The 20,914-nt window shown below is 65.5% G+C and carries 21 protein-coding genes and 1 riboswitch; of the genes, 13 read left to right on the forward strand and 8 right to left on the reverse strand.

What is annotated here, in order from left to right; genetic code table 11:
- Window positions 1-21 precede the first annotated feature (21 nt).
- Complete coding sequence (locus ACWKWX_RS17780; protein ID WP_476295100.1) at window positions 22-309, forward strand: PA4642 family protein; 288 nt, start codon at window positions 22-24, stop codon at window positions 307-309.
- A gap of 54 nt (window positions 310-363) precedes the next feature.
- On the opposite strand, the gene mqo is transcribed toward ACWKWX_RS17780, so the two are convergent.
- Entirely contained in the window at window positions 364-1,878 is a 1,515-nt protein-coding gene (gene mqo, locus ACWKWX_RS17785) for a malate dehydrogenase (quinone) (protein WP_416422536.1), read from the reverse strand.
- A gap of 778 nt (window positions 1,879-2,656) precedes the next feature.
- Between mqo and ACWKWX_RS17790 the strand changes: the two genes are divergently transcribed.
- Window positions 2,657-3,241 carry a YajG family lipoprotein gene (locus ACWKWX_RS17790; RefSeq protein WP_416422537.1) on the forward strand — a complete coding sequence of 195 codons (585 nt, stop codon included), beginning with the start codon at window positions 2,657-2,659 and terminating at the stop codon, window positions 3,239-3,241.
- A gap of 66 nt (window positions 3,242-3,307) precedes the next feature.
- Here ACWKWX_RS17790 and ACWKWX_RS17795 read toward each other — a convergent pair whose 3' ends face one another.
- Both ACWKWX_RS17795 and ACWKWX_RS17800 read right to left on the reverse strand, forming a co-directional pair.
- Window positions 3,308-3,514: a hypothetical protein gene (locus tag ACWKWX_RS17795; protein ID WP_416422538.1), complete on the reverse strand. Its 207-nt coding sequence runs from the start codon at window positions 3,512-3,514 to the stop codon at window positions 3,308-3,310.
- Between the two features lie 161 nt (window positions 3,515-3,675).
- Window positions 3,676-4,842 carry a 1-acyl-sn-glycerol-3-phosphate acyltransferase gene (locus ACWKWX_RS17800; protein ID WP_483828481.1) on the reverse strand — a complete coding sequence of 389 codons (1,167 nt, stop codon included), beginning with the start codon at window positions 4,840-4,842 and terminating at the stop codon, window positions 3,676-3,678.
- A 102-nt stretch (window positions 4,843-4,944) separates the two neighbouring features.
- Between ACWKWX_RS17800 and ACWKWX_RS17805 the strand changes: the two genes are divergently transcribed.
- Genes ACWKWX_RS17805 through ACWKWX_RS17815 form a run of 3 tightly spaced genes read left to right on the forward strand, consistent with a single transcriptional unit; the run spans window position 4,945 to window position 6,050 of the window.
- Window positions 4,945-5,133 carry a CPXCG motif-containing cysteine-rich protein gene (locus ACWKWX_RS17805; protein ID WP_008371118.1) on the forward strand — a complete coding sequence of 63 codons (189 nt, stop codon included), beginning with the start codon at window positions 4,945-4,947 and terminating at the stop codon, window positions 5,131-5,133.
- A complete protein-coding gene (locus tag ACWKWX_RS17810) occupies window positions 5,133-5,393 on the forward strand; it encodes a putative signal transducing protein (protein WP_416422540.1) in 261 nt (86 codons plus the stop codon). Before ACWKWX_RS17805 ends, ACWKWX_RS17810 begins: the two co-directional genes overlap by 1 nt.
- Window positions 5,394-5,429: 36 nt before the next feature.
- Complete coding sequence (locus tag ACWKWX_RS17815) at window positions 5,430-6,050, forward strand: SOS response-associated peptidase (RefSeq protein ID WP_483828482.1); 621 nt, start codon at window positions 5,430-5,432, stop codon at window positions 6,048-6,050.
- A gap of 60 nt (window positions 6,051-6,110) precedes the next feature.
- Here the strand turns inward: ACWKWX_RS17815 and ACWKWX_RS17820 are convergent, their stop codons facing one another.
- The 3 genes from ACWKWX_RS17820 to ACWKWX_RS17830 all read right to left on the reverse strand — a co-directional run bounded on the left by ACWKWX_RS17820 (window position 6,111) and on the right by ACWKWX_RS17830 (window position 8,964).
- On the reverse strand, window positions 6,111-6,698 hold the full coding sequence (locus ACWKWX_RS17820; protein WP_027979127.1) for a TMEM165/GDT1 family protein: 588 nt from the start codon (window positions 6,696-6,698) through the stop codon (window positions 6,111-6,113).
- An 89-nt stretch (window positions 6,699-6,787) separates the two neighbouring features.
- A riboswitch (yybP-ykoY riboswitch) is annotated at window positions 6,788-6,910 on the reverse strand.
- Window positions 6,911-6,952: 42 nt separating this feature from the next.
- On the reverse strand, window positions 6,953-7,948 hold the full coding sequence (locus ACWKWX_RS17825; protein WP_416422542.1) for a methyltransferase: 996 nt from the start codon (window positions 7,946-7,948) through the stop codon (window positions 6,953-6,955).
- A 50-nt stretch (window positions 7,949-7,998) separates the two neighbouring features.
- Window positions 7,999-8,964, reverse strand: coding sequence for a 2-hydroxyacid dehydrogenase (locus ACWKWX_RS17830; protein WP_483828483.1), 966 nt, complete (start codon window positions 8,962-8,964; stop codon window positions 7,999-8,001).
- Between the two features lie 131 nt (window positions 8,965-9,095).
- Here ACWKWX_RS17830 and ACWKWX_RS17835 point away from each other — a divergent pair, with 131 nt between their 5' ends.
- From ACWKWX_RS17835 to ACWKWX_RS17870, 8 genes are all read left to right on the forward strand, one after another.
- A complete protein-coding gene (locus ACWKWX_RS17835; RefSeq protein WP_483828484.1) occupies window positions 9,096-10,385 on the forward strand; it encodes an NAD(P)/FAD-dependent oxidoreductase in 1,290 nt (429 codons plus the stop codon).
- Window positions 10,386-10,397: 12 nt separating this feature from the next.
- On the forward strand, window positions 10,398-10,955 hold the full coding sequence (locus tag ACWKWX_RS17840) for a helix-turn-helix domain-containing protein (protein ID WP_473005413.1): 558 nt from the start codon (window positions 10,398-10,400) through the stop codon (window positions 10,953-10,955).
- A 21-nt stretch (window positions 10,956-10,976) separates the two neighbouring features.
- Window positions 10,977-12,323 carry a glutamine synthetase family protein gene (locus tag ACWKWX_RS17845; protein WP_483828485.1) on the forward strand — a complete coding sequence of 449 codons (1,347 nt, stop codon included), beginning with the start codon at window positions 10,977-10,979 and terminating at the stop codon, window positions 12,321-12,323.
- 177 nt (window positions 12,324-12,500) lie between these two features.
- A complete protein-coding gene (locus ACWKWX_RS17850) occupies window positions 12,501-13,130 on the forward strand; it encodes a LysE family translocator (RefSeq protein ID WP_483828486.1) in 630 nt (209 codons plus the stop codon).
- A gap of 126 nt (window positions 13,131-13,256) precedes the next feature.
- Window positions 13,257-14,939, forward strand: a complete 1,683-nt coding sequence (locus tag ACWKWX_RS17855) for a fatty acid--CoA ligase (protein ID WP_473005415.1) — start codon at window positions 13,257-13,259, stop codon at window positions 14,937-14,939.
- 126 nt (window positions 14,940-15,065) lie between these two features.
- Window positions 15,066-16,235 (forward strand): phospholipase effector Tle1 domain-containing protein, encoded by a 1,170-nt coding sequence (locus tag ACWKWX_RS17860; protein WP_483828487.1) that lies wholly within the window; start codon window positions 15,066-15,068, stop codon window positions 16,233-16,235.
- Window positions 16,236-16,374: 139 nt separating this feature from the next.
- Window positions 16,375-17,019 (forward strand): MBL fold metallo-hydrolase, encoded by a 645-nt coding sequence (locus ACWKWX_RS17865; RefSeq protein WP_416422550.1) that lies wholly within the window; start codon window positions 16,375-16,377, stop codon window positions 17,017-17,019.
- A 104-nt stretch (window positions 17,020-17,123) separates the two neighbouring features.
- Complete coding sequence (locus ACWKWX_RS17870; protein WP_416422551.1) at window positions 17,124-17,810, forward strand: YiaD family glycine zipper/OmpA-like lipoprotein; 687 nt, start codon at window positions 17,124-17,126, stop codon at window positions 17,808-17,810.
- A gap of 102 nt (window positions 17,811-17,912) precedes the next feature.
- Here the strand turns inward: ACWKWX_RS17870 and ACWKWX_RS17875 are convergent, their stop codons facing one another.
- Together ACWKWX_RS17875 and pta are read right to left on the reverse strand one after the other, a co-directional pair.
- Entirely contained in the window at window positions 17,913-18,800 is an 888-nt protein-coding gene (locus ACWKWX_RS17875; protein ID WP_416422552.1) for a 1-acylglycerol-3-phosphate O-acyltransferase, YihG family, read from the reverse strand.
- Window positions 18,797-20,908, reverse strand: coding sequence for a phosphate acetyltransferase (gene pta, locus ACWKWX_RS17880; RefSeq protein WP_416422553.1), 2,112 nt, complete (start codon window positions 20,906-20,908; stop codon window positions 18,797-18,799). Before pta ends, ACWKWX_RS17875 begins: the two co-directional genes overlap by 4 nt.
- Window positions 20,909-20,914 lie beyond the last annotated feature (6 nt).

The raw sequence follows: 20,914 nt of genomic DNA on the forward strand, positions 1-20,914 counted from the left end.
AGCAGCGAGTTGGAGTGGGCAATGCGTAAAGACAAGAAGCAGCTGATTGGTGACGAGATCGGCGACGAGCAGGTCAAGTTGTTCCTGGAATTCGAACCGGTCGACGCCACTTCGCCGTCGCTGCACAAGCTGATCAAGGCCTACCGCGGCCTGCGCGTGGACGATTTCGAGCGCTTCGTGGGGTTCTTCCTTGAAGCCGGCTACGACCTGGACGGCAAGGACGAGCACGGCAACGACTTCATCGCCCTGATCCGTGACCAGCGCAACGCGCCGGACTACATCGAGATCATCGAGAAAGCTCGCGGCTGATTTCCGTCAGCGCAAAAAAAAACGCCCCGAGGGGCGTTTTTTCATGGGCGGCGTTTACGCCAGGTGCTGCTCGGCGGTGTTCGCCTGCGGTGCCAGTTCCAGCGCGGCGTCGCTCTGGGCGCTGACCCGGCGGTACAGGGCCGCGTCGGTTTCCAGGGCTTTCTCGCGGGCCGGGAAGATTTCCTTGAGCTTGGTGGTCCAGGCTTCGGAACGGTACTTCTCGGGGAAGCAGCGCTCGATCAGTTCCAGCATGATCGACACAGTCACCGAAGCGCCCGGCGAGGCACCCAGCAGGGCCGCCAGCGAGCCGTCGGCCGCCGACACCAGTTCGGTACCGAACTGCAGCACGCCGCCTTTTTTCGCGTCTTTCTTGATGATCTGCACGCGCTGGCCGGCCACTTCCAGGCGCCAGTCCTCGGCCTTGGCCTCGGGGTAGAAGCGGCGCAGGGATTCCAGGCGCTGCTCCATGGACTGCATCACTTCGCTCATCAGGTACTTGGTGAGGTCCATGTTGTCCCGCGCCACGGCCAGCATCGGGCCGATGTTGCCGGCACGTACCGACTTGGGCAGGTCCATGAACGAGCCGTGCTTGAGGAACTTGGTGGTGAAGCCGGCGTACGGGCCGAACAGCAGGGAGGTCTTGCCGTCGACGACGCGGGTGTCCAGGTGCGGCACGGACATGGGCGGCGAGCCCACGGCGGCCTGGCTGTAGACCTTGGCCTGGTGGTGCTTGACCACCTCGGGGTTGTCGCAGCGCAGCCACTGGCCGCTGACCGGGAAGCCGCCGAAGCCCTTGCCTTCCTCGATGCCCGACTGCTGCAGCAGCGGCAGGGCAGCGCCACCGGCGCCCAGGAAGACGAACTTGGCGTCGACCTTACGGCTGTTGCCGCTGTTGACGTCCTTGATGGTGACGGTCCAGCCGCTGCCGTTGCGGGTCAGGTCGGTGACGCGCTTGCAGTACTTGACCTGGGCATCCGGGCCGGCAGCCAGGTGCTTGAGCAGCTTGTTGGTCAGGGCGCCGAAGTTGACGTCGGTACCGTGCATGACGCGGGTGGCGGCGATGGCCTGGTCGGCAGGGCGACCAGGCATCATCAGCGGCATCCACTCGTTCATCTTGGCCTTGTCTTCGGTGTACTCCATGTCGGCGAAGGCGTGATGCTGTTTCAGCATCTCGTAACGCTTCTTCAGGAAGTCGATGCCTTTGTCACCCTCGACGTAGCTCAGGTGCGGGACCGGGTTGATGAAGGCACGGGCCGAACCGAAAGTACCCTGCTTGGCCAGGTACGCCCAGAACTGCTTCGACACCTCGAACTGGGCATTGATGTGCACGGCTTTCTTGATGTCGACCGAACCATCCTTGGCCTGCGGCGTGTAGTTCAGCTCGCAGAGGCCCGCGTGGCCGGTACCGGCGTTGTTCCACGGGTTGGAACTTTCCGCGGCACCGGAGTCCATCAGCTCGACGACTTCCAGCTTGATCGTCGGGTCCAGCTCTTTGAGCAGTACGGCCAGGGTGGCGCTCATGATGCCGGCCCCTACCAATACCACGTCGACTGCTTCGTTATGCGCCATTAACGCGTCTCCAAAATCTTCAGCACCAAATTGACAGCACGGCGTCCCGGTACACATCAGCAGGCCAGGAGTGCCATGTCCGACTCTTCGCAAAAAACGCAAGCTTGTGCGGACGCTACCAACCGGTCCAACAAGTCCCTATGAACTCATTTTCGGGCCCGGTGGGCAATTCGACTTAGGTCAATGCGCCCGCGTTGCCAGTGATCGACCTCAGGCTCCTGACAGGCAGGCGCGGCAGTGCCGACCGTACGGTGCTGAACCGGACGTTGTTAATGCATGTACAGATGCAAAACTGTTCATTTGCTCGCCACACTCTTGTGAAGTAGTGAAAACCGTTTTTTTCACGCTCTTTTGGAGTCGTGAACCTCAAAAAGGCTGCCATGAAGACGCGGGCAGCGGCAGGTCCAGCGAAGGGCGAAAGTGCCGAAAGCATCGGGCACACCGGCTTCAATTGGCCTGTGTGGGCGGCTCTCTGTGGGCTTTGGAGGGCTGGATGCGAGGCATCAGCGGTGTTGCGGGGCCCGATCAGGAGACGTCCTTATAATCGGGGGGAGATTATAACGATGAAACGCGCAGAAAAGATCTTTATTCGTGGAGTTTTCTTGCGCGAATCGTCAAGCGGTGGCCGCGTGACCGATTATCGCACCCTTCCGGGGTTTGACCGGCCCTGGCTACATGACTTTTCCTACATTTGCGCGGGTAGGTTGAATGCTGGTTCCTGACAGGCCCGCACCGTTATACTGGCACCCTATCAATGCCTATTCCTGGAGAGATGAGCATGCTGCAACGCCTGTTGTTCGGTTTGATCGCTGTGACCACCCTGACGCTGGCCGGTTGTGCCAACAGTCCGCAGCAACTCAGCCCGCAACCCGTGCTGAACGCGCAGCTGGCGCCCGTTGGCCAGGGCCAGCCGGTGGTGGTACGCGTGGTGGATGGTCGTCCTTCGCCAACCCTGGGCACCCGTGGTGGCCTGTACCCGGAAACCAGCGCGGTGACCGTCAACGCCAACGACGTGATCCCCAAGCTGCAAGCCCAGGCTGAAGCCGCCGTGCGCCTGCTGGGCTACACCCCGTCGGCCAACAACGGCAGCGCGCCGGTGCTGACCGTGACCCTGGCCAGCCTCACCTACCAGTCGCCGAAAGAAGGCATGTACGTGACCGAGGCCACCATCGGCGCCAACTTCCGTGCTGACGTCAACAACAACGGCCGCCACTATGCTGGCGCCTACGGTGCCTCGCTGAACCAGCGTTTCGGCATGGCGCCGAACGTGGACACCAACACCAAGCTGGTCAGCGACGTGCTCAGCGACGCCCTGACCCGCCTGTTCAAGGACCCGAGCATCGGCCGCACCCTGGGCAACTGATCCAGGCGTCGTCACGAAAAAGCCCGCGCTCCTTCACAGGGGCGCGGGCTTTTTCATGGCCGGGGTTCAGGCGGCTTCGGCGTACAGCTCCAGGAAGCTGATGCCGGTGTCGGCGTCCAGCTCCGGGCAGTCGTCGTGGGGGCAGCCGGCCAGGGCGCAATAGACGAGCCAGTGGCGGTCGTGAACGTTGAACGATAAACCGTTGATCAGAGCTTCCTGCTCTTCACTCTGGGTAACCAGATACAGACGATCCTGATTCTGTGCATGCAACATGACCAGCTCCGTGTCGTGGGTGAGGGTGCACAGAGTGACGGGTTCTGATGACGGCGGTGTGACGCAGGTCAATGCATCGATGTGCTGGCCTCATCGCGACCAAGGTCGGCTCCTACCAAGGCCTGCGTAGGAGCCGACCTTGGTCGCGATGGGGGCGTGCGTTACAGCGGCAGGCCGGCTTTTACGCGGTACTGGTTGCGCACCGGGGTGGCGTATTGCAGCACCAGGTAGGGGCGCTGCTCGACCGGGCAGGCTTCCAGGCGGCGGGCCCATTCGGCGCGGGCCTTGTCCAGCTCTTCGGCGCCGAACACGTCGCTGGCCGCAGGTACGGCCAGGCTCGGGTCGGCGTCGGCCCATTGCGCGTAGGCCAGGTAATGCACCGGGAACAGGCGGTAGCCGGCGAGGATCTGGCGGTCGATCTCGGCCGCCAGCAGCTTGGTGTCCTCGAACGCCTGGCTGATGGGCGGGGCGAAGTTGATGTGCACGCGGCCTTTGTAGCCGGTGATGCCCTGGGCGATGCTGATGTCGTCCTCGCCCGGCGCCTTCTTGTAGGTGCCGGTGGTGGCGCGGGTGTACAGCTCGCGGGCCTTGGCCAGGTCGCAGGGGTCGTATTCGTAGCTGATCGACACCGGGGTCAGGTTCAGCGACTGGATCACCTCGCCGAAGGCTTCGTCCTTGCGGCTCATGTGGAACATCTTCAGGATCGCCGAGTCGGTGCGGTCGTCACCGTCCTTGGCGCGGCCCTCGGCCTGGGCGATCCAGATGGACTGGCAGTCGGTGCGGATCGAGTGGTTGATGTACGCCGACAGCAGTTGGTAGGCCGCCAGCTTCTCGCGGCGGCCGCTGATGGAGCGGTGCACGATGAAACTCTTGTTCAGGCGCATCAGGTCGCTGACGAAGGGCTTCTGCAGCAGGTTGTCGCCAATGGCGATGCGCGGCGTGGGCAGCCCGGCGTGGTACACGGCGTAGTTGACGAAGGCCGGGTCCATGACGATGTCGCGGTGGTTGGCCAGGAACAGGTAGGCACTGCCGGACTTGAACTGCTCGACGCCGGTGTAGGTCACACCGTCAGTGGCACGATCGATGGTGTGATCCACGTAGACTTCGACTTTATCCTGCAAGGTCGCGACACTTTCGATGCCGGCGAACTCACGGCGCAGCCGATGAGCTATAAGAGGTTTGAGCAGCCAGCCGAATGCACCGGCCAGGCGCGGGAAGCGGAAGTGGGTGAGGATATCGAGGAACGCCGGGTCGCTGAGCAGGCGTGCCAGAACGGCAGGGACCTCGGCGTCGTCGTACGGTCGGATGGCATCGAATTCGCCCATCATGCTCTCTTGTTGGAAACGGCTAGGGTAATGAAGTAAGGGCATATCAATAGCCCTTCAAATAGACCGGCGATTATACGCACAAGTCACTACCGGGAGACGGTCATGCTGTTCCAGGAAAGCGAAGACATCGAGTGCCCCTACTGTGGTGAAACGATTCCGGTGCTGCTGGACTTGTCTGGCGGCGATCAGGAATACGTGGAAGATTGTTCCGTGTGTTGCAAACCCATCCGCTTCATACTGCAAGTGCACGATGATGAGTGGATGCTCGACGTCAAAGGCGAGAACGATTGATGCAACGTATCTATGACCCGGAAAGCCTGCTGGAAGCGGAAATGCTGTTGGGCATGCTCGACAGCGAGGGCGTGGCCGCGCACCTGGTGGGGCGCGACCTGGTAGGCGGCATCGGCGACCTGCCGGCCATCGGCCTGCTGGGCCTGACCGTGGCCAATGACCAGGCCGAGCACGCACGCCAGCTCATCGCCGCGTACAATGCCGCCTTGCCGCTGCCGGGCGAAGAGCCGGATAGTTTCCAGGGCGTGCTGGTGTGTTGAGCTGCGCGCCCGTCATCTGAAGAGTCTTGTTGCCCCATGTGTGGACGTTATGCGCTGTTTCGCTGGTCGCCGGCCTTTGCCGCCTTGCCCGGCTTTCCTGCCGACCAGCAGGCGCAATGGAACATTTCCCCCGGTGATTCGGTGCTGATGCAGCGCAACCTCGACGGCCTTCTGCAACTGGACCGCGCCCGCTGGGGGCTGACCCCGCCGTGGCTCACCGACCTGTCGCGCACCCCGGCCCAAGGCCGCGCCGAAACCCTGGCCGAACAGCCAATGTTTCGTGATGCGCTGCGCCTGCGTCGCTGCCTGCTGCCGGCCAACGGCTTCTACGAATGGCGCGGCACGGTGCGCAAGCGGCCGTTCTGGCTGACGCCAGGGGAGGGCAGCTCGCTGTTTTTCGCGGCGGTGTGGGAGGCGTATCCGGTGCAGGAGCAGGTGTGGCTGAGCACCGCGGTGGTGACCCAGGCGGCCATGAGCCAGCGCCGGCCGTTGATTCTCGATGCCGCGGGGCAGGCAGCGTGGCTGGACCCCGCAACGCCGTTGCCGGCGCTGCAGTCATTGCTGGCCAGCAACCCCGTCGCCTTGCGCGAGCGGCCGCTGGCCAACCTGGTGAACGATCCGAAGCTCAATGCGCCGGAGTGCTTGACCCCGGCGTAAATGACGCCCCCCCCACCCGTAGCAGCTGCCGAAGGCGGCGTCACCAGGCAACCCGAATCGTCAGCCCACCCAGCCGCTGACCTGCATGGCCTTGTACACCGCCACCACCGCCAGCACGAAGAACGCACAGGCCGCCAGGCGACGAATCAGGGTGAGCGGCAGTTTCTCGGCGGCGAAGTTGCCCGCCAGCACCACCGGCACGTTGGCCAGCAGCATGCCCAGGGTGGTACCAAGGATCACCAGCAGCAGGTGCGGGTATTGCGCCGCCAGCATCACGGTAGCGACCTGGGTCTTGTCACCGATTTCCGCCAGGAAGAACGCGATCAGGGTGGTCAGGAACGGCCCGAACTTGCGCGCGGTGCTGGCCTCGTCGTCGTCCATCTTGTCGGGCACCAGGGTCCACAGCGCGGTGGCGGTGAAGCTGGCGGCCAGGATCCAGTGCAACGTTGCATCCGAGAAGAAACTGCCGAACCAGGCCCCCACGGCGCCGGCGGCGGCATGGTTGGCGAGGGTGGCGGCGACGATACCGGCAATGATCGGCCATGGCTTGCGGAAGCGCGCAGCCAGGATCAAGGCGAGCAATTGGGTCTTGTCGCCGATCTCCGCCAGGGCAACGATCGCGGTAGGGACAAGAAGTGATTCCAGCATCAGGATTTCCTATGGGGGCGGGTCGACACGGCTATGACACGTACAGCCTCCCCGCCCCGGGTAAGGTGTGCGTGTCATAGGTCTTGTCAAACCCTGAGCCTGTCTGATGCAGGCTGTGAGGTCGCATGCGCCATGGTCTGTGGACCAAGTATGTTGACGCATGCCATGCAAGCTGTTTGCTTGCGGGAGACTACTCCCCTAGGACGGAGCGGATTCTGCCTAGGGAATTTCATTTGGGCAAGCGAAGAATTTAATCAGCGCGTTGCCTGGTAAATCTTGAAACCCTGGCCTTCGGCGCGCACGTGGCAGCTGCCCAGGTGCTCTTCGATCAGCGGTTGGTAGCGCAGGAAGCTATTGGCAACAATGCGCAGTTCGCCGCCTTTTTTCAGATGTTGTGCCGATTTTCGCAGCAGGTTTTCCGATGCCTGGTAGTTGGTGTGCACCCCGGTGTGGAAAGGCGGGTTGCTGACAATCGCGTCCAGGTACAGGGGCGCCGCGTCGATGCCGTCGCCGGTGATCACCTCGCCTTCCAGGCCGTTTGCCGCCAGGGTCATGCGGCTACTGGCCGCAGCGAAGGCGTCCACGTCCAGCAGGGTCAGCTGGCTGTCGGGGTAGCGACGCTTGAGGCTGGCACCCACCACGCCGGCGCCGCAGCCGAAGTCCAGCACGTGGCCGCGCGGCAGGCCGTCCAGGTGCTCCAGCAGCAGCGCGGTGCCGCGGTCCAGGCGGCCGTGGCTGAACACGCCGGGCAGGGTGATGACCGTCAGCGGGCCGTCGGCCAGGGGCAGTTCGTAGCGCTGGGCCAGGCTGTGCAGCTCGATGGCGGCGGGCGCCGTGTCGATGTTGACCTGCCACAGCTGGCAGTGGCGGGCGCTGTCCAGCTTGCGTGGCTTGCCCAGCGCCTGCAACTGCTTGGCCGCGCCTTCGATGCCACCGCGTTTTTCCCCTACCAGGAACAGCGGCTTGCCGCCCAGGCGCGAGGCCAGGGCGTTGAGCAGGTAGTTGGCCAGCTCCCGGGACTTGGGCAGGAACAGCACGGCGGCGTCGAAGTCGCCGGCCGGCGCCTCGGTGCCGAAGTGGCTGCGGGCACCGAAGCGGGCGTTCAGGGCATTGTGGTCGCCGGCGTGCCAGCACCAGCCGTGGGCGTCGGGCAGCGTGCCGAGCAGGTCGTCGGCGGGCAGGCCTGCCAGCAGCAGGCGGCCCTGGAACAAGTCGGCCTGGCGAAGCAGCACTTCACTGCGCGGGTCCATGGTGGGGGCTCCTGGTCAAAAACCGGCGATTCTACCAGAGCCGCCCGGGGTCAGTTGACCTGGCGCAACGGCGTGCCGCTGAAATGCGCCGTGGCGTTTTCCACCACCTGGCCGACGATGCGCTGCCGCGCCTCGCGGCTGCCCCAGGCGCTGTGCGGGGTTACGATCAGCCGCGGGATATCGTCGGCCAGCAGCGGGTTGCCGTGCACCGGCGGTTCCACGCTGAGCACGTCGGTGGCGGCGCCGCCCAGGTGGCCGGCGCGCAGGGCATCGGCCAGCGCCTGTTCGTCGATCATGCCGCCACGGGCGGTGTTGACCACGAACGCGCCGGGCTTGAGCAGCGCCAGCTCGGCGGCGCCGATCATGTTGCGGGTGTGCTCGTTGAGGGGGCAGTGCAGGGTCAGTGCGTCGACCTGCGGCAGCAGCTCGGCCAGCGCCAGGCGGTCTTCGCGCGGCGGCCGGCCGGGCAGTTGCCCCAGCAGCACGCGCATGCCGAACGCCTCGGCCAGGCGCGCCACCGCGCTCCCCAGCTCGCCGTGGCCCAGCAGGCCCAGGGTCTTGCCTTCCAGCTCGACGATGGGGAAGTCCAGCAGGCAGAACTGGCTGGAGCGCTGCCATTGGCCGGCGGCGATAGCCTTCTGGTAGTCCGGCAGGCGGGTGGCCAGGGCCAGCAACAGCATCAGCGTGTGCTGGGCCACCGACGGCGTGCCGTAGCCCTGGCAGTTGCACACGGCGATGCCGCGGGCGCGGGCGGCGGCCAGGTCGACGTTGTTGGTGCCGGTGGCGGTGATCAGGATCAGTTGCAGGTCGGGGCAGGCGGCGATGGTTTCGGCGTCCACCACCACCTTGTTGGTGATGATCACCTGGGCGTCGCGGCAGCGTTCGATGACTTCTGCGGGGCGGGTGGAACCGTGCAGGTCCAGCGGGTTGAAGGCCTGGTGCAGGGGGGTTAGGTCGAGGTCGCCCAGGTCCAGCGAGCTGTAGTCGAGAAACACGGCGCGGCGCAGATCGGTCATCGGTCGGACTCCATGTGAGGTAGGTTTCACGCGGGAAAAATCCTACACGAATTTTCCGGTGGATTTGCTTTGTGAAAATTCAGTGCTAGATTTTCATGAAAATTATCCAATAAAAATTCACGGGCCGGTCCATGTTCAAACAATCCGCGCAGCACGTGCAAAGCTATTACGCCCAGACCTACCCCCAGGGGCTGCCCTTGCGCCCGCGCCTGGAAGGCACACTTGAGGCCGATGTGCTGATCATCGGCGGCGGCTTCAGTGGCCTGCACACGGCACTGCGGCTGGCCCTGAGTGGCCAGCGGGTGGTGGTGCTGGAGGCCAGCCGCCTGGCGTGGGCGGCGTCCGGGCGCAACGGCGGCCAGGCGCTGCTGGGCTGGTCGTGCGACATGGCCCCGCTTGAGCGCGGGCTGGGCCTGGCCGGGGCGCGCGAGCTGTGGGACACCATGGTCTGGGCCAGCCAGGAATTGCGCGAGCTGCCCGGCCGCCATGGTTTCGACGTCGACTACCGCCTGGGCAGCCTGTGGGCGGCGGTGCGCGACAGCCGCGTGCAGCAGCTGCGCGACGCCCAGCGCGAGGCGCGCGAGAAGTGGGGCGACGACCAGGTGCGCTTCATCGACCGCGACGAGCTGCCCCAGTGGATCGACAGCCCACGTTACAAGGCCGCGCTGCTCGACCCGCGCGGCGCCCACCTCAACCCGTTGAAACTGGCCCAGGGCCTGGCCGGCGCCATCGAGCAGGCCGGCGGCCGCCTGTTCGAACAGAGCCAGGTGCTGGGCTACCGCCGCCACGGCGAGGGGTTCGTCGCCCGCACCGAGCACGGTGAAGTCAGCTGCGACGTGCTGGTGCTGGCCTGCAACGCCTATCTGGACGGCCTGGACCGCAGCATTTCCAGCCGCGTGCTGCCGGTAGGCTCGTACCAGGTGGCCACCGAACCGCTGGCCCCGGCGTTGGCGCAGTCGCTGCTGCCGCGCAACAGCTGCGTGATCGACAACCAGTTCGTGCCGGACTATTTCCGCCTGACCCCGGACCACCGCCTGCTGTTCGGCGGCGGCTGCACCTACCTGGGCGGCATTCCCAAGGACGTCGCCACGGCCACCCGGCCGTACCTGGAGCGCGCGTTCCCGCAGCTCAAGGGCGTGGCGCTGGACTACGCCTGGGGCGGCCATATCGACATCAGCATGAAACGCACCCCCGACGTCGGCCGCGATGGCCAGTGCTACTGGCTGCAGGGCTTCTCCGGCCACGGCGTGCTGCCCACCCTGGCGGCAGCGAAGGCGGTAACCGACGCCATCGGCGGCGACGCGCGGTTGCTGCGCCTGTACCAGGCGCTCGACAATCCGCGCTTTCCCGGTGGCCGCTGGCTGGCCGCCCCCCTGGAAGCCGCCGGCAAGGCCTGGTACCGGCTTCGTGACGTAATTTGACGGGCATCTCCCATGAACATGCAGGCAGAAATCGACAGCCTCGCGATCCTGATTCGCGACCTCCGCAAGCACAAGAACCTCACCCTGGGCGAGCTGGCCAAGCGCATCGACCGCTCGGTGGGCTTTCTGTCCCAAGTGGAGCGCGGGCTGTCGCGCCCGACGGTGGCCGACCTCACCGCCATCAGCGAGGCGCTGGGCGTGCCCACTACCTATTTCTACGCGCCGGAGCGCCCGCGCGCGCGCCAGTGGGTTACCCGCCCCAGTGACCGCCGCACCCTGTACTACGCCGGCGGCATCACCGACGTGCTGGCCTCGCCGACCATCGCCGGCGGCTTTTCCATGCTTGAAAGCCACCTGGCGCCGGGCGCCACCAGCGGTGACGGGCACCTCAACGACAGTTCCGAGCAGGGTGGGTTCGTGCTCGAAGGCGAGCTGACCGTATGGCTGGACGGCGACGCCGAGCCGGTGACCCTGCACGCCAACGACAGCTTCCAGCTGCCGCCCCACGCCCAGTTTCGCTACGCCAACTGTACCGACCAAGCCACCCGCGTGTTGTGGGTGTTCAACTGATCGATAACAAGGATAAAAACGATGAGCCCCGCCACGCCCGACCTGCTCAGTGAAGTGCGCGCCTTCCGCGCCAGCCATCCGCAGGTGCGTTACGTCGACCTGATTGCCCTGGACATCCCCGGGCACTTCTACGGCAAGCGTTACCCGGTGGAAATGCTGGAAAAGGTCGCGGCCGGTGGCCCCCTCAAGCTGCCGCAGAACTGCGTGCTGCTGGGCGCCCAGGGCGGGCTGCATGCCATTGGCGATTACTGCTTCAACGACGGCGACCCGGACGCGCCGCGCCGGCTGATTCCCGGCACCCTCAAGCCGGTGAGCTGGGAAGGCCAGCCCCTGGGGCAGATGCTGATCAGCTCGGATGGCACCGCCGCGCCTATCGAGTTCGAACCGCGCGAGGTGCTGGCGCAGGTGATGCAGCGCCTGGCGCGCAAGGGCATTCGCCCGGTGGTGGCCTTCGAGCTGGAGTTCTACCTGTTCGACCGCGCGCTGAAGGACGGCCTGCCGCAATTCCCCCGCGACGCCAGCACCGGCGATGCAGACGACCAGCCCAACATGCACATCGAGCGCCTGTCGCGCTACGCCGCGGTGCTCCATGACATGGTCGAGACCGCCAACCAGCAAGGGGTGGAGGCCAACGTCATCACCGCCGAACTGGGCCCGGGCCAGTTCGAGATCAACTTCGCCCACTGCGACGACGGCCTGCGCGCCGCCGACTGGGCCGCGCTGTTCGCCCGCAGCACCCGCGGCGTGGCGCTCAAGCATGGGCACCGCGCCAGTTTCATGAGCAAACCCTACCTGCACGCGCCCGGCAGCGGCATGCACGTGCACGTCAGCCTCTACGACGCCGCCGGCAACAACCTGCTGGCCGCCGATGACCAGCGGCCGCTGCGTCACGCGGTGGCCGGTTGCCTGGCGCTGCTGCCCCATTGCATGCCGATCTTCGCGGCCAACCACAACGCCTTCCGCCGCTACGGCGCCATGGTCAACGCCGCCAGCCGCGCCAGCTGGGGCTTCGAGGACCGCGACGCGTGCATCCGCATCCCCGAGTCCGACCCGCGCAACCTGCGCATCGAACACCGCCTGGCCGGGGCCGACGCCAACCCGTACCTGGTGCTGGCGGCTATCCTCACCGGCATGGAGCACGGCCTGGAGGCGGGCCTGGAACCCATCGCCCCGCTCAATGAAAACCGCCAGAGCGGCATCGACTTTCCCAAGGACATGCTCGACGCCGTGCGCCACATGCAGGGCCATGCGGCGGTGCGCGAGGGGCTGGGTAGTGAATTTGTCATGGTTTATTGCGAAAACAAGCGCCAGGACCACCTGGCGTTCCTCGACGAGATAGCTGCGCGCGAATACCGCTGGTTCCTCTGAAAAACACGCCGCCCCGCCCTGCGTAGCCGCTGCCGCAGGCTGCGCTGGCCTTGTGCCTCACTGCAGATTTCCAGTGTACATAAAGGCCAGCGCAGCCTGGCGGCAGCGGCTACAAGGGTTTTTTGTTATCTTCGGGGTTTTGTAACTGCCTATGACAAAAGCCCTTGGAGGCCCCTGATGTACTGGACGGAATTTCTCACCGTTGCGCTGATTCACCTGCTGGCCGTCGCCAGCCCCGGCCCCGATTTCGCCGTGGTGGTGCGTGAAAGCGTGACCCACGGCCGGCGCGCCGGCACCTGGACGGCCCTGGGCGTGGGCTCGGCGATTTTCCTCCACGTGGGCTATTCGCTGCTGGGCATCGGCCTGATCGTGTCGCAGTCCATCGTGCTGTTCAACGCCCTGAAATGGCTGGCCGCCGCCTACCTGCTGTACATCGGCTTCAAGGCCATTCGCGCCAAGCCCGCAGCGCCAGGCGCCGAGACCTTCAAGGCCGAGCCGCAGCAGCGCAGCCCCAAGGCTGCCTACGTCGCAGGTTTCATGACCAACGGCCTGAACCCCAAGGCCACGCTGTTCTTCCTGTCGCTGTTCACCGTGGTCATCAATCCCCACACCCCCTTGCTGGTGCAGGCAGGCTATGGTGTATATCTGGCATTCGCCACCGCGGCCTGGTTCTGCCTGGTGGCCATGTTGTTCAGCCAGCAGCGCGTGCGCGACGGCTTCGCCCGCCTGGGCCACTGGTTCGACCGTGGCATGGGCGCGGTATTGATCGCCCTGGGCGTGAAAATTGCTCTGACTGAAATGCACTGAAGCCCCCGGGGGCATGGCAGGCTGGATGCCATCATCGGAAATAATTTCCAATGATTATGCTGTGCCCCGCAGGGTCTAAAGTGTGAAAGTATTTGCCATGCATTTGCACTCAGAATAGGGATCCTCATGATGCAGACTCGCGTTATTCCGCCGGCCGATGGTGCTTACCAATACCCTCTGTTGATCAAGCGGCTGCTGATGTCGGGCAGCCGTTACGAGAAAACCCGCGAGATTGTCTACCGGGATCAGTTGCGCTATAGCTATGCAACGCTCTCCGAGCGCATCGCGCGCCTGGCCAACGTGCTGACCGAGGCGGGGGTAAAGGCGGGCGACACCGTGGCAGTGATGGACTGGGACAGCCATCGCTACCTGGAGGCCATGTTCGCCATTCCGATGATTGGCGCGGTGGTGCACACCGTCAACGTGCGGCTTTCCCCCGAGCAGATCCTGTTCACCATGAACCACGCGGTGGACAAGCTGGTGCTGGTCAACAGCGACTTCGTCGGCCTGTACCAGGCTATCGCGCCGCACCTGACCACCGTCGAGAAGACCCTGCTGCTGACCGACGGCGCGCAGAAGACCGCCGAGTTGCCCAACCTGGTGGGCGAGTATGAGCAACTGCTGGCCGCGGCCAGTCCGAAATACGACTTCCCCGATTTCGACGAGAATTCGGTGGCCACCACCTTCTACACCACCGGCACCACCGGCAACCCCAAGGGCGTGTACTTCACCCACCGCCAGCTGGTGCTGCACACCCTGAGCCTGGCCACCGTCACCGGCAGCCTCGACAGCACCCGCTTCATGGGCACCAACGATGTCTACATGCCCATCACGCCAATGTTCCACGTGCATGCCTGGGGCGTGCCCTACGTGGCCACCATGCTGGGCATCAAGCAGGTCTACCCGGGCCGCTACGAGCCGGAAATGCTGGTGGAGCTGTGGAAGCGCGAGAAGGTCTCGTTCTCCCACTGCGTGCCGACCATCCTGCAGATGCTGCTCAACTGCAAGACCGGCCAGGGCCAGGACTTCGGCGGCTGGAAGATCATCATCGGCGGCAGCTCGCTGAACCGCGCGCTGTACGAGGCCGCAAAAGGCCGCGGCATCCAGCTGACCGCAGCCTACGGCATGTCCGAGACCTGCCCGCTGATTTCCGCCGCGCACATCAACGAAGAGCTGCTGGCGGGCCTTGAAGACGAGCGCACCACCTACCGCATCAAGGCCGGCGTGCCGGTGCCGCTGGTGGAACCGGCGATCATCGACGCCGACGGCAACTTCCTTCCCCACGACGGCGAGACCCAGGGCGAGCTGGTGCTGCGCGCACCCTGGCTGACCATGGGCTACTACCGCGAGCCCGAGAAGGGCGCCGAACTGTGGAAGGGCGGCTGGCTGCACACCGGTGACGTGGCCACCCTGGACGGCAACGGCGCCATCGACATTCGCGACCGCATCAAGGACGTGATCAAGACCGGCGGCGAGTGGGTGTCGTCGCTGGAGCTGGAAGACCTGATCAGCCGTCACCCGGCGGTCAAGGAAGTGGCCGTGGTCGGCATCGCCGACGCCCAGTGGGGCGAGCGGCCGTTCGCGCTGCTGGTGGTGCGCGAAGGCCAAAGCGCTGATGCCCGCGCCCTCAAGGACCACCTGCAGCCGTTCGTCGAGCTGGGCCACATCAACAAGTGGGCCATCCCCAGCCAGATCGCCGTGGTGCCGGAAATTCCCAAGACCAGCGTCGGCAAGCTGGACAAGAAGAAAATCCGCCTCGACATCGCCGAGTGGCAGGCCAGCAACAGCAGCCTGCTGTCCACGCTGTAACGCCTGGCCCGAAGCCGCTGCCACTGGCAGCGGCTTCGGGTCTCCTACACGCTGTGCTGAACCGGCTGGCAGCCGGCTTCCTGCCACCTCCATACATTCAGTCTTTTGCCACGCAAAAGGATATGTATGGAACCTTCTTCCTCCCCATTCGCGCAGGTCACCCGCGTCGGGCTGTTCTTCGACGGCACCGGCAACAACGCGGCCAATGCGCCTTGCGCTGACACCCCGCCGGCCAACCGCAGCGGCAGCCATGCCACGGCCCCCACCAACATCTTCAAGCTCAGCCAGCTGTATAGCGGCCCGGGGGTAAAAGCGTTGTATATCCCGGGCATCGGCACCCAGGCCGGCCGGCCCGACAGCCTGTTGGACAGCGCCCTGGGGCGCGGGCATTCAGGCGTGCTGGCACGGGCCGAGCAAGGCCTGAATGCCATTCGGCAGCTAAACGGCAAGCCGGTGATCGTCGACCTGTTCGGCTTCAGCCGCGGTGCCGCGGCCGCGCGCCATTGTGCCAACCTGCTTCTGCAGGTGCCGGGCGTCAGCGTTGGCTTCATCGGCCTGTTCGACACCGTGGCGGCGGTAGCGGGCCCCGTGAACCTGCAACTGCACCTGGCCCCGGCACGCTTTGCCAACGTGGTGCACCTGGTGGCGCGCGACGAGCACCGGGCGCACTTCCCCTTGGCCCAGGTGTGCGCCGGGCATGTGGAAATCGAAGTGCCGGGGGCGCATGCCGACGTCGGCGGTGGCTATTTCGCGTTGGAGCGGGAGCAGCTGTTGGTGGGGCGCATGCAGGCGCTGACGGTGGCGGCGGGCACGGCGGTCGAGGTGACCTCGATCTATCGCGAGGCCCAGCGAATCAGGGCGGGATGGTTGAGCCGGGGCTGGCCAGCGGACTGCCTCAAGGTACTCGCACCGGCACCGACGCCGGTGCTCGACCGTCAGCAGCCTGCGCAACAGCGGGTGTATGCCGGCGTGCAGTTGGAGCGCGAGGTGCGCGGGGAGTTGTCGCAGGTCTACTTGCGCGTCATGCGCGAATGGGCGGTTGTCCGCGGGGTGCCGCTGGCGCCAGTGGCGAGTGCGCTGCCGGCGAAGCTTGAACCGCTGTGCCAGGGTTTCCTGCGCGGCTATTTTTCCCTGTCGCGGGTGGAGGAGGAATGGTTGCGGCTCCAGTACATCCACCTTTCGGCCCACTGGACCCCGCCGGCGATAGTGCAAGGCAATCAGCCGCGCTCGGGGGCCACGGCGTTGTATATCAATGCCCCGGCGGCCAACGGCAGGCGTGTGCGCCGGCGTTACTGACGCAGCCCGTAGCAGCGGCCGCCAGGCCGCGTCACGAGCGCCGCGTACTTCGTTTGGCTTATGACGCAGCCTTCGGCAGCTGCTACGGGTGGGGGTGTACGGGGTAGAATGCAGGCATCGAACGGCAGCAGAAAGAACCATGAACGCTACCCACCCTACGTTGATCCGCGAAACCTTCCCCGTCGGCCCCCTGCAGTGCAACTGCACCATCATCGGCGACCCCATCAGCAAAAAGGCCATCGTCGTCGACCCGGGCGGCAACCCCGACCTGATCATGGCACGCCTGGACGCCCATGGCCTGAAAGTGGTGAGCATCATCCACACCCATGCTCACCTGGACCACTTCCTGGCCTCGGGCCAGTTGAAGGAGAAGACCGGGGCCACGCTGCACCTGCACAAGGACGACCAGTTCCTGTGGGACAACCTGGAGATGCAATGCCAGATGTTCGGCGTGCCCTACACGCCAGTGCCGCCGCCAGACCGCTGGCTGGGCGATGACGAAGAGCTGGCCTGCGGCTGCGGTGTGGCGCTGCATACGCCTGGGCACACGCCAGGGTCGATGAGTTTCTGGTTCGCCGACGCCAAGCTGCTGATCGCCGGGGACACGCTGTTCCGCCGTGGCATCGGCCGCACGGATTTGTGGGGCGGCGATCAACGGACTATCGTTCGTTCCATCAAGGAGCGTTTGTACCGCCTGGACGAAGACGCCACGGTGGTCACCGGGCACGGCCCGGACACGCGCCTGGGGGACGAAATGCGCGAGAATCCATTTGTTCGTGTCTGAATGTTACTTCACGGAATTCTGACCATTTAAGGTGTCTAATTGGCGCAGCAGTCTGCTCGTCAACAGCCGCTGTTTTACCACTGCAAGTACAGGAGTTTCCTGAAATGTCGCGTCGCCTGATTATTGCTGCCACCGCCGTTGCCCTGCTGGCCGGCTGTGCCTCGCAAAACAACCCGTATGACAACCAGAGCCAGGGTTCTGGCGTGAACAAGACCGCCACCTACGGCGGCCTGGGCGCCCTGGCCGGCGCGGTGGCAGGTGCTGCCATCGACCACAACAACCGCGGCAAGGGCGCGCTGATCGGCGCGGCACTGGGCGGTGCCGGCGGCGCCGGTTATGGCTACTACGCCGACAAGCAGGAGAAGGCCCTGCGTGCCTCCATGGCCAACACTGGCGTGCAGGTACAGCGTGAAGGTGACCAGATCAAGCTGATCATGCCGGGCAACATCACCTTCGCCACCGACTCGTCGTCGATCGCGCCAAGCTTCTACTCGCCGCTGAACAACCTGGCCGGTTCGTTCAAGCAGTACAACCAGAACCTGATCGAGATCGTCGGCTACACCGACAGCACCGGCAGCCGCCAGCACAACATGGACCTGTCCCAGGCCCGTGCCCAGAGCGTGGCCACCTACCTGACCTCCCAGGGCGTGGATCCGTCCCACGTGTCGGTGCGCGGTGCCGGCCCTGACCAGCCTATTGCCAGCAACGCCGATGCCAACGGCCGTGCGCAGAACCGCCGGGTAGAGGTCAACCTCAAGCCGCTGCCGGGTGCGCAGTACCAGCAGCAGTAAATGAAAAATCCCGCCTCATGGCGGGATTTTTTTGTGGGAGCTGGCTTGCCAGCGAGCTTTTGGGCCCATCGAAAAACTCGCTGGCAAGCCAGCTCCCACCTGTCAGTGTTTCATCTTGTCCAGCGCTTCATCTTTCGCCACCCACAGCTCGTTCACCCACTGCTGGAACTGCGCCCGGTACTGCACGTCCTGGTCGTAGCTGCGGCCGATGAACTGCGCCGGGATGGCGATCTCTTCCAGCTGCACCGTCACATTGCGCACCCGCCCGCACAGCAGGTCCCAGAACCCTGGGCGGCCGCCCGGGTAGTCGATGGTGACGTTGACGATGGACTCCAGCTGCTCGCCCATGGCATCCAGCACGAAGGCGATGCCACCGGCCTTGGGCTTGAGCAGGTGCCTGAACGGCGACTGCTGCTGGGCGTGCTTGGCCGGGGTGAAGCGCGTGCCCTCGGCGAAGTTGAAGATGGCCGTGGGCTTGCCGGCGAACCGGGCGCAGGTGCGGCGCGTGGTTTCCAGGTCCTTGCCCTGCTTCTCCGGGTGCTTGGCCAGGTAGGCCTTGGAGTAGCGTTTCATGAACGGGAAGCCCAGGGCCCACCAGGCCAGGCCTATCACGGGCACCCAGATCAGTTCCTGCTTGAGGAAGAACTTCAGCGGCCGGATGCGCCGGTTGAGCACGTACTGCAGCGCCAGGATGTCGACCCAGCTCTGGTGGTTGCTGGTGATCAGGTACGAGTGCTGGTAGTCCAGCCCCTGCAGGCCACTGACCTGCCAGCGGGTGCGGCACAGCAGTTTCATCCAGCCCTTGTTCAGGGTGATCCAGGCTTCGTGGATGTGACGCATCAGCACGTCGGTCACGCGCTGCGCCGCCGGGAAGGGCAGGCACAGCTTGAACAGGCTGACGATGAACAGCGGGGTGCAGCACAGCACGGTGTTGCACGCCAACAACAGCGAGGCGATCACGCCTCGCACTGGCGCCGGAATCGGTTTCATGGGGTTTCCTGGTTAGCCACGCGGCGGTGAGCCTGGATGGCGGTGAGGGCGATGGTGTAGACGATGTCGTCGACCTGGGCGCCGCGCGGCAGGTCGTTGACCGGCTTGCGCAGGCCTTGCAGCATGGGGCCCAGGCTGACGCAGTCGGCGCTGCGCTGCACCGCCTTGTGGGTGGTGTTGCCGGTGTTCAGGTCGGGGAACACGAACACCGTGGCGCGCCCGGCCACCTCGCTGTTGGGGGCCAGCTGGCGGGCGATGGTCTCGTTGGCGGCGGCGTCGTACTGCAGCGGGCCGTCGATCAGCAGGTCGCGCTGGGCCTCGCGGGCCAGCAGGGTGGCTTCGCGGACCTTCTCGACGTCGTCGCCGCTGGCCGAGTCGCCACTGGAATAGCTGATCATCGCCACCCGCGCAGGAATGCCGAAGGCCTCGGCGGAGTCGGCGCTCTGCCGGGCGATTTCCGCCAGCTCGCCGGCGCTGGGGTGCGGGTTCATCACGCAGTCGCCGTACACTAGCACCTGGTCGGGGAACAGCATGAAGAACACCGAGGACACCAGGCTGCAGCCCGGCGCGGTCTTGATCAGCTGCAGGGCCGGGCGGATGGTGTTGGCGGTGGAGTGCACCAGGCCCGACACCAGGCCGTCGACCTCGTCGAGGGCGAGCATCATGGTGCCGATCACCACGTTGTCTTCCAGCTGCTGCTCGGCCATGGGCGCGTTCAGGCTCTTGCTCTTGCGCAGCGCCACCATGGGTTCCACGTAGCGCTCGCGCACCACTTCCGGGTCGAGGATCTCCAGCCCCTCGGGCAGCACGATGCCCTGGGCGCTTGCCACCGCGTGCACGTCCGCAGGCTTGGCCAGCAGCACGCAACGGGCGATGCCGCGGGCCTGGCAGATGGCCGCCGCCTGCACCATCAGCGGCTCGGCGCCTTCAGGCAGGACGATGCGCTTGTTGGCGTGCTGGGCGCGCTGGATCAGTTGGTAGCGGAACACTGCCGGCGACAGCCGCAGCTCGCGCGGGGTGCCGCAGCGCTGGTGCAGCCAGTGGGCGTCGAGGTGGCTGGCGACGAAGTCGGTGATGATCTCCGCGCGCTCGCGGTCATCGATGGGTATTTCCTTGTTCAGCTGGTTGAGCTGGGTGGCGGTGTCGTAGGAGCCGGTGCTCACCGACAGCACCGGTAGCCCGGCCTGCAGCGCACCGCGGCACAGCTCCATCAGGCGTGGGTCGGGCAGGGTGTCGCTGGTCAGCAGCAGGCCGGCCAGGGGCACGCCGTTGAGGGCGGCCAGGCTCACCGCCAGGATGATGTCGTCGCGGTCGCCGGGGGTCACCACCAGCACGCCGGGCTTGAGCAGCTGCAGGGTGTTGAGCACGGTGCGCGCGCAGATGATGATTTTCGACATGCGCCGGGTTTCATAGTCGCCGGCGTTGATCACCTGGGCGCCCAGCAACTCGGCCACGTCGCGGGTGCGGGGGGCGTTGAGGTCGGCCTGGTAGGGAATGCAGCCCAGCAGGCGGAAGTCGCCGCCACGCAGCAGCGGCGAGTGTTCCTTGAGGCGCGCGGCGAAGGCTTCCAGGCTCTCGTCGGTGCGCACCTTGTTGAGGATCACCCCGAGCACCTTCGGGTCGCGCGGGCCGCCGAACAATTGCGCCTGCAACTCCACCCGGCCGGACAGCTCGGCCAGCACTTCGGTCTCGCTGGCGGCGGACACCAGGATCACGTCGGCGTCCATGCTCTTGGCCAGGTGCTGGTTGACCCGCGCCGCGTAGCTGGCGTGGCGGGTGGGCACCATGCCCTCGACAATCAGCACGTCCTTGCCCACCGACGCCTGCTGGTACAGGGTGATGATTTCCTCCAGCAGTTCGTCCAGCTGGCCGTCGCCCAGCATGCGCTCGACGTGGGCCAGGCCCAGGGGCTTGGGTGGGTTGAGGCCGTGGGTGCGCGCCATCAGTTCGGTGGAACGTTCCGGGCCGGTGTCGCCGGGGTGCGGCTGGGCGATGGGCTTGAAGAAACCGACGGTCAGGCCGGCACGCTCCAGGGTGCGCACCAGGCCCAGGCTGATGGAAGTGAGGCCGACGCCGAAATCAGTTGGCGCGATAAAAAATGTCTGCATGCGAGC

It is taken from the genome of Pseudomonas imperatae (genome assembly GCF_057128625.1).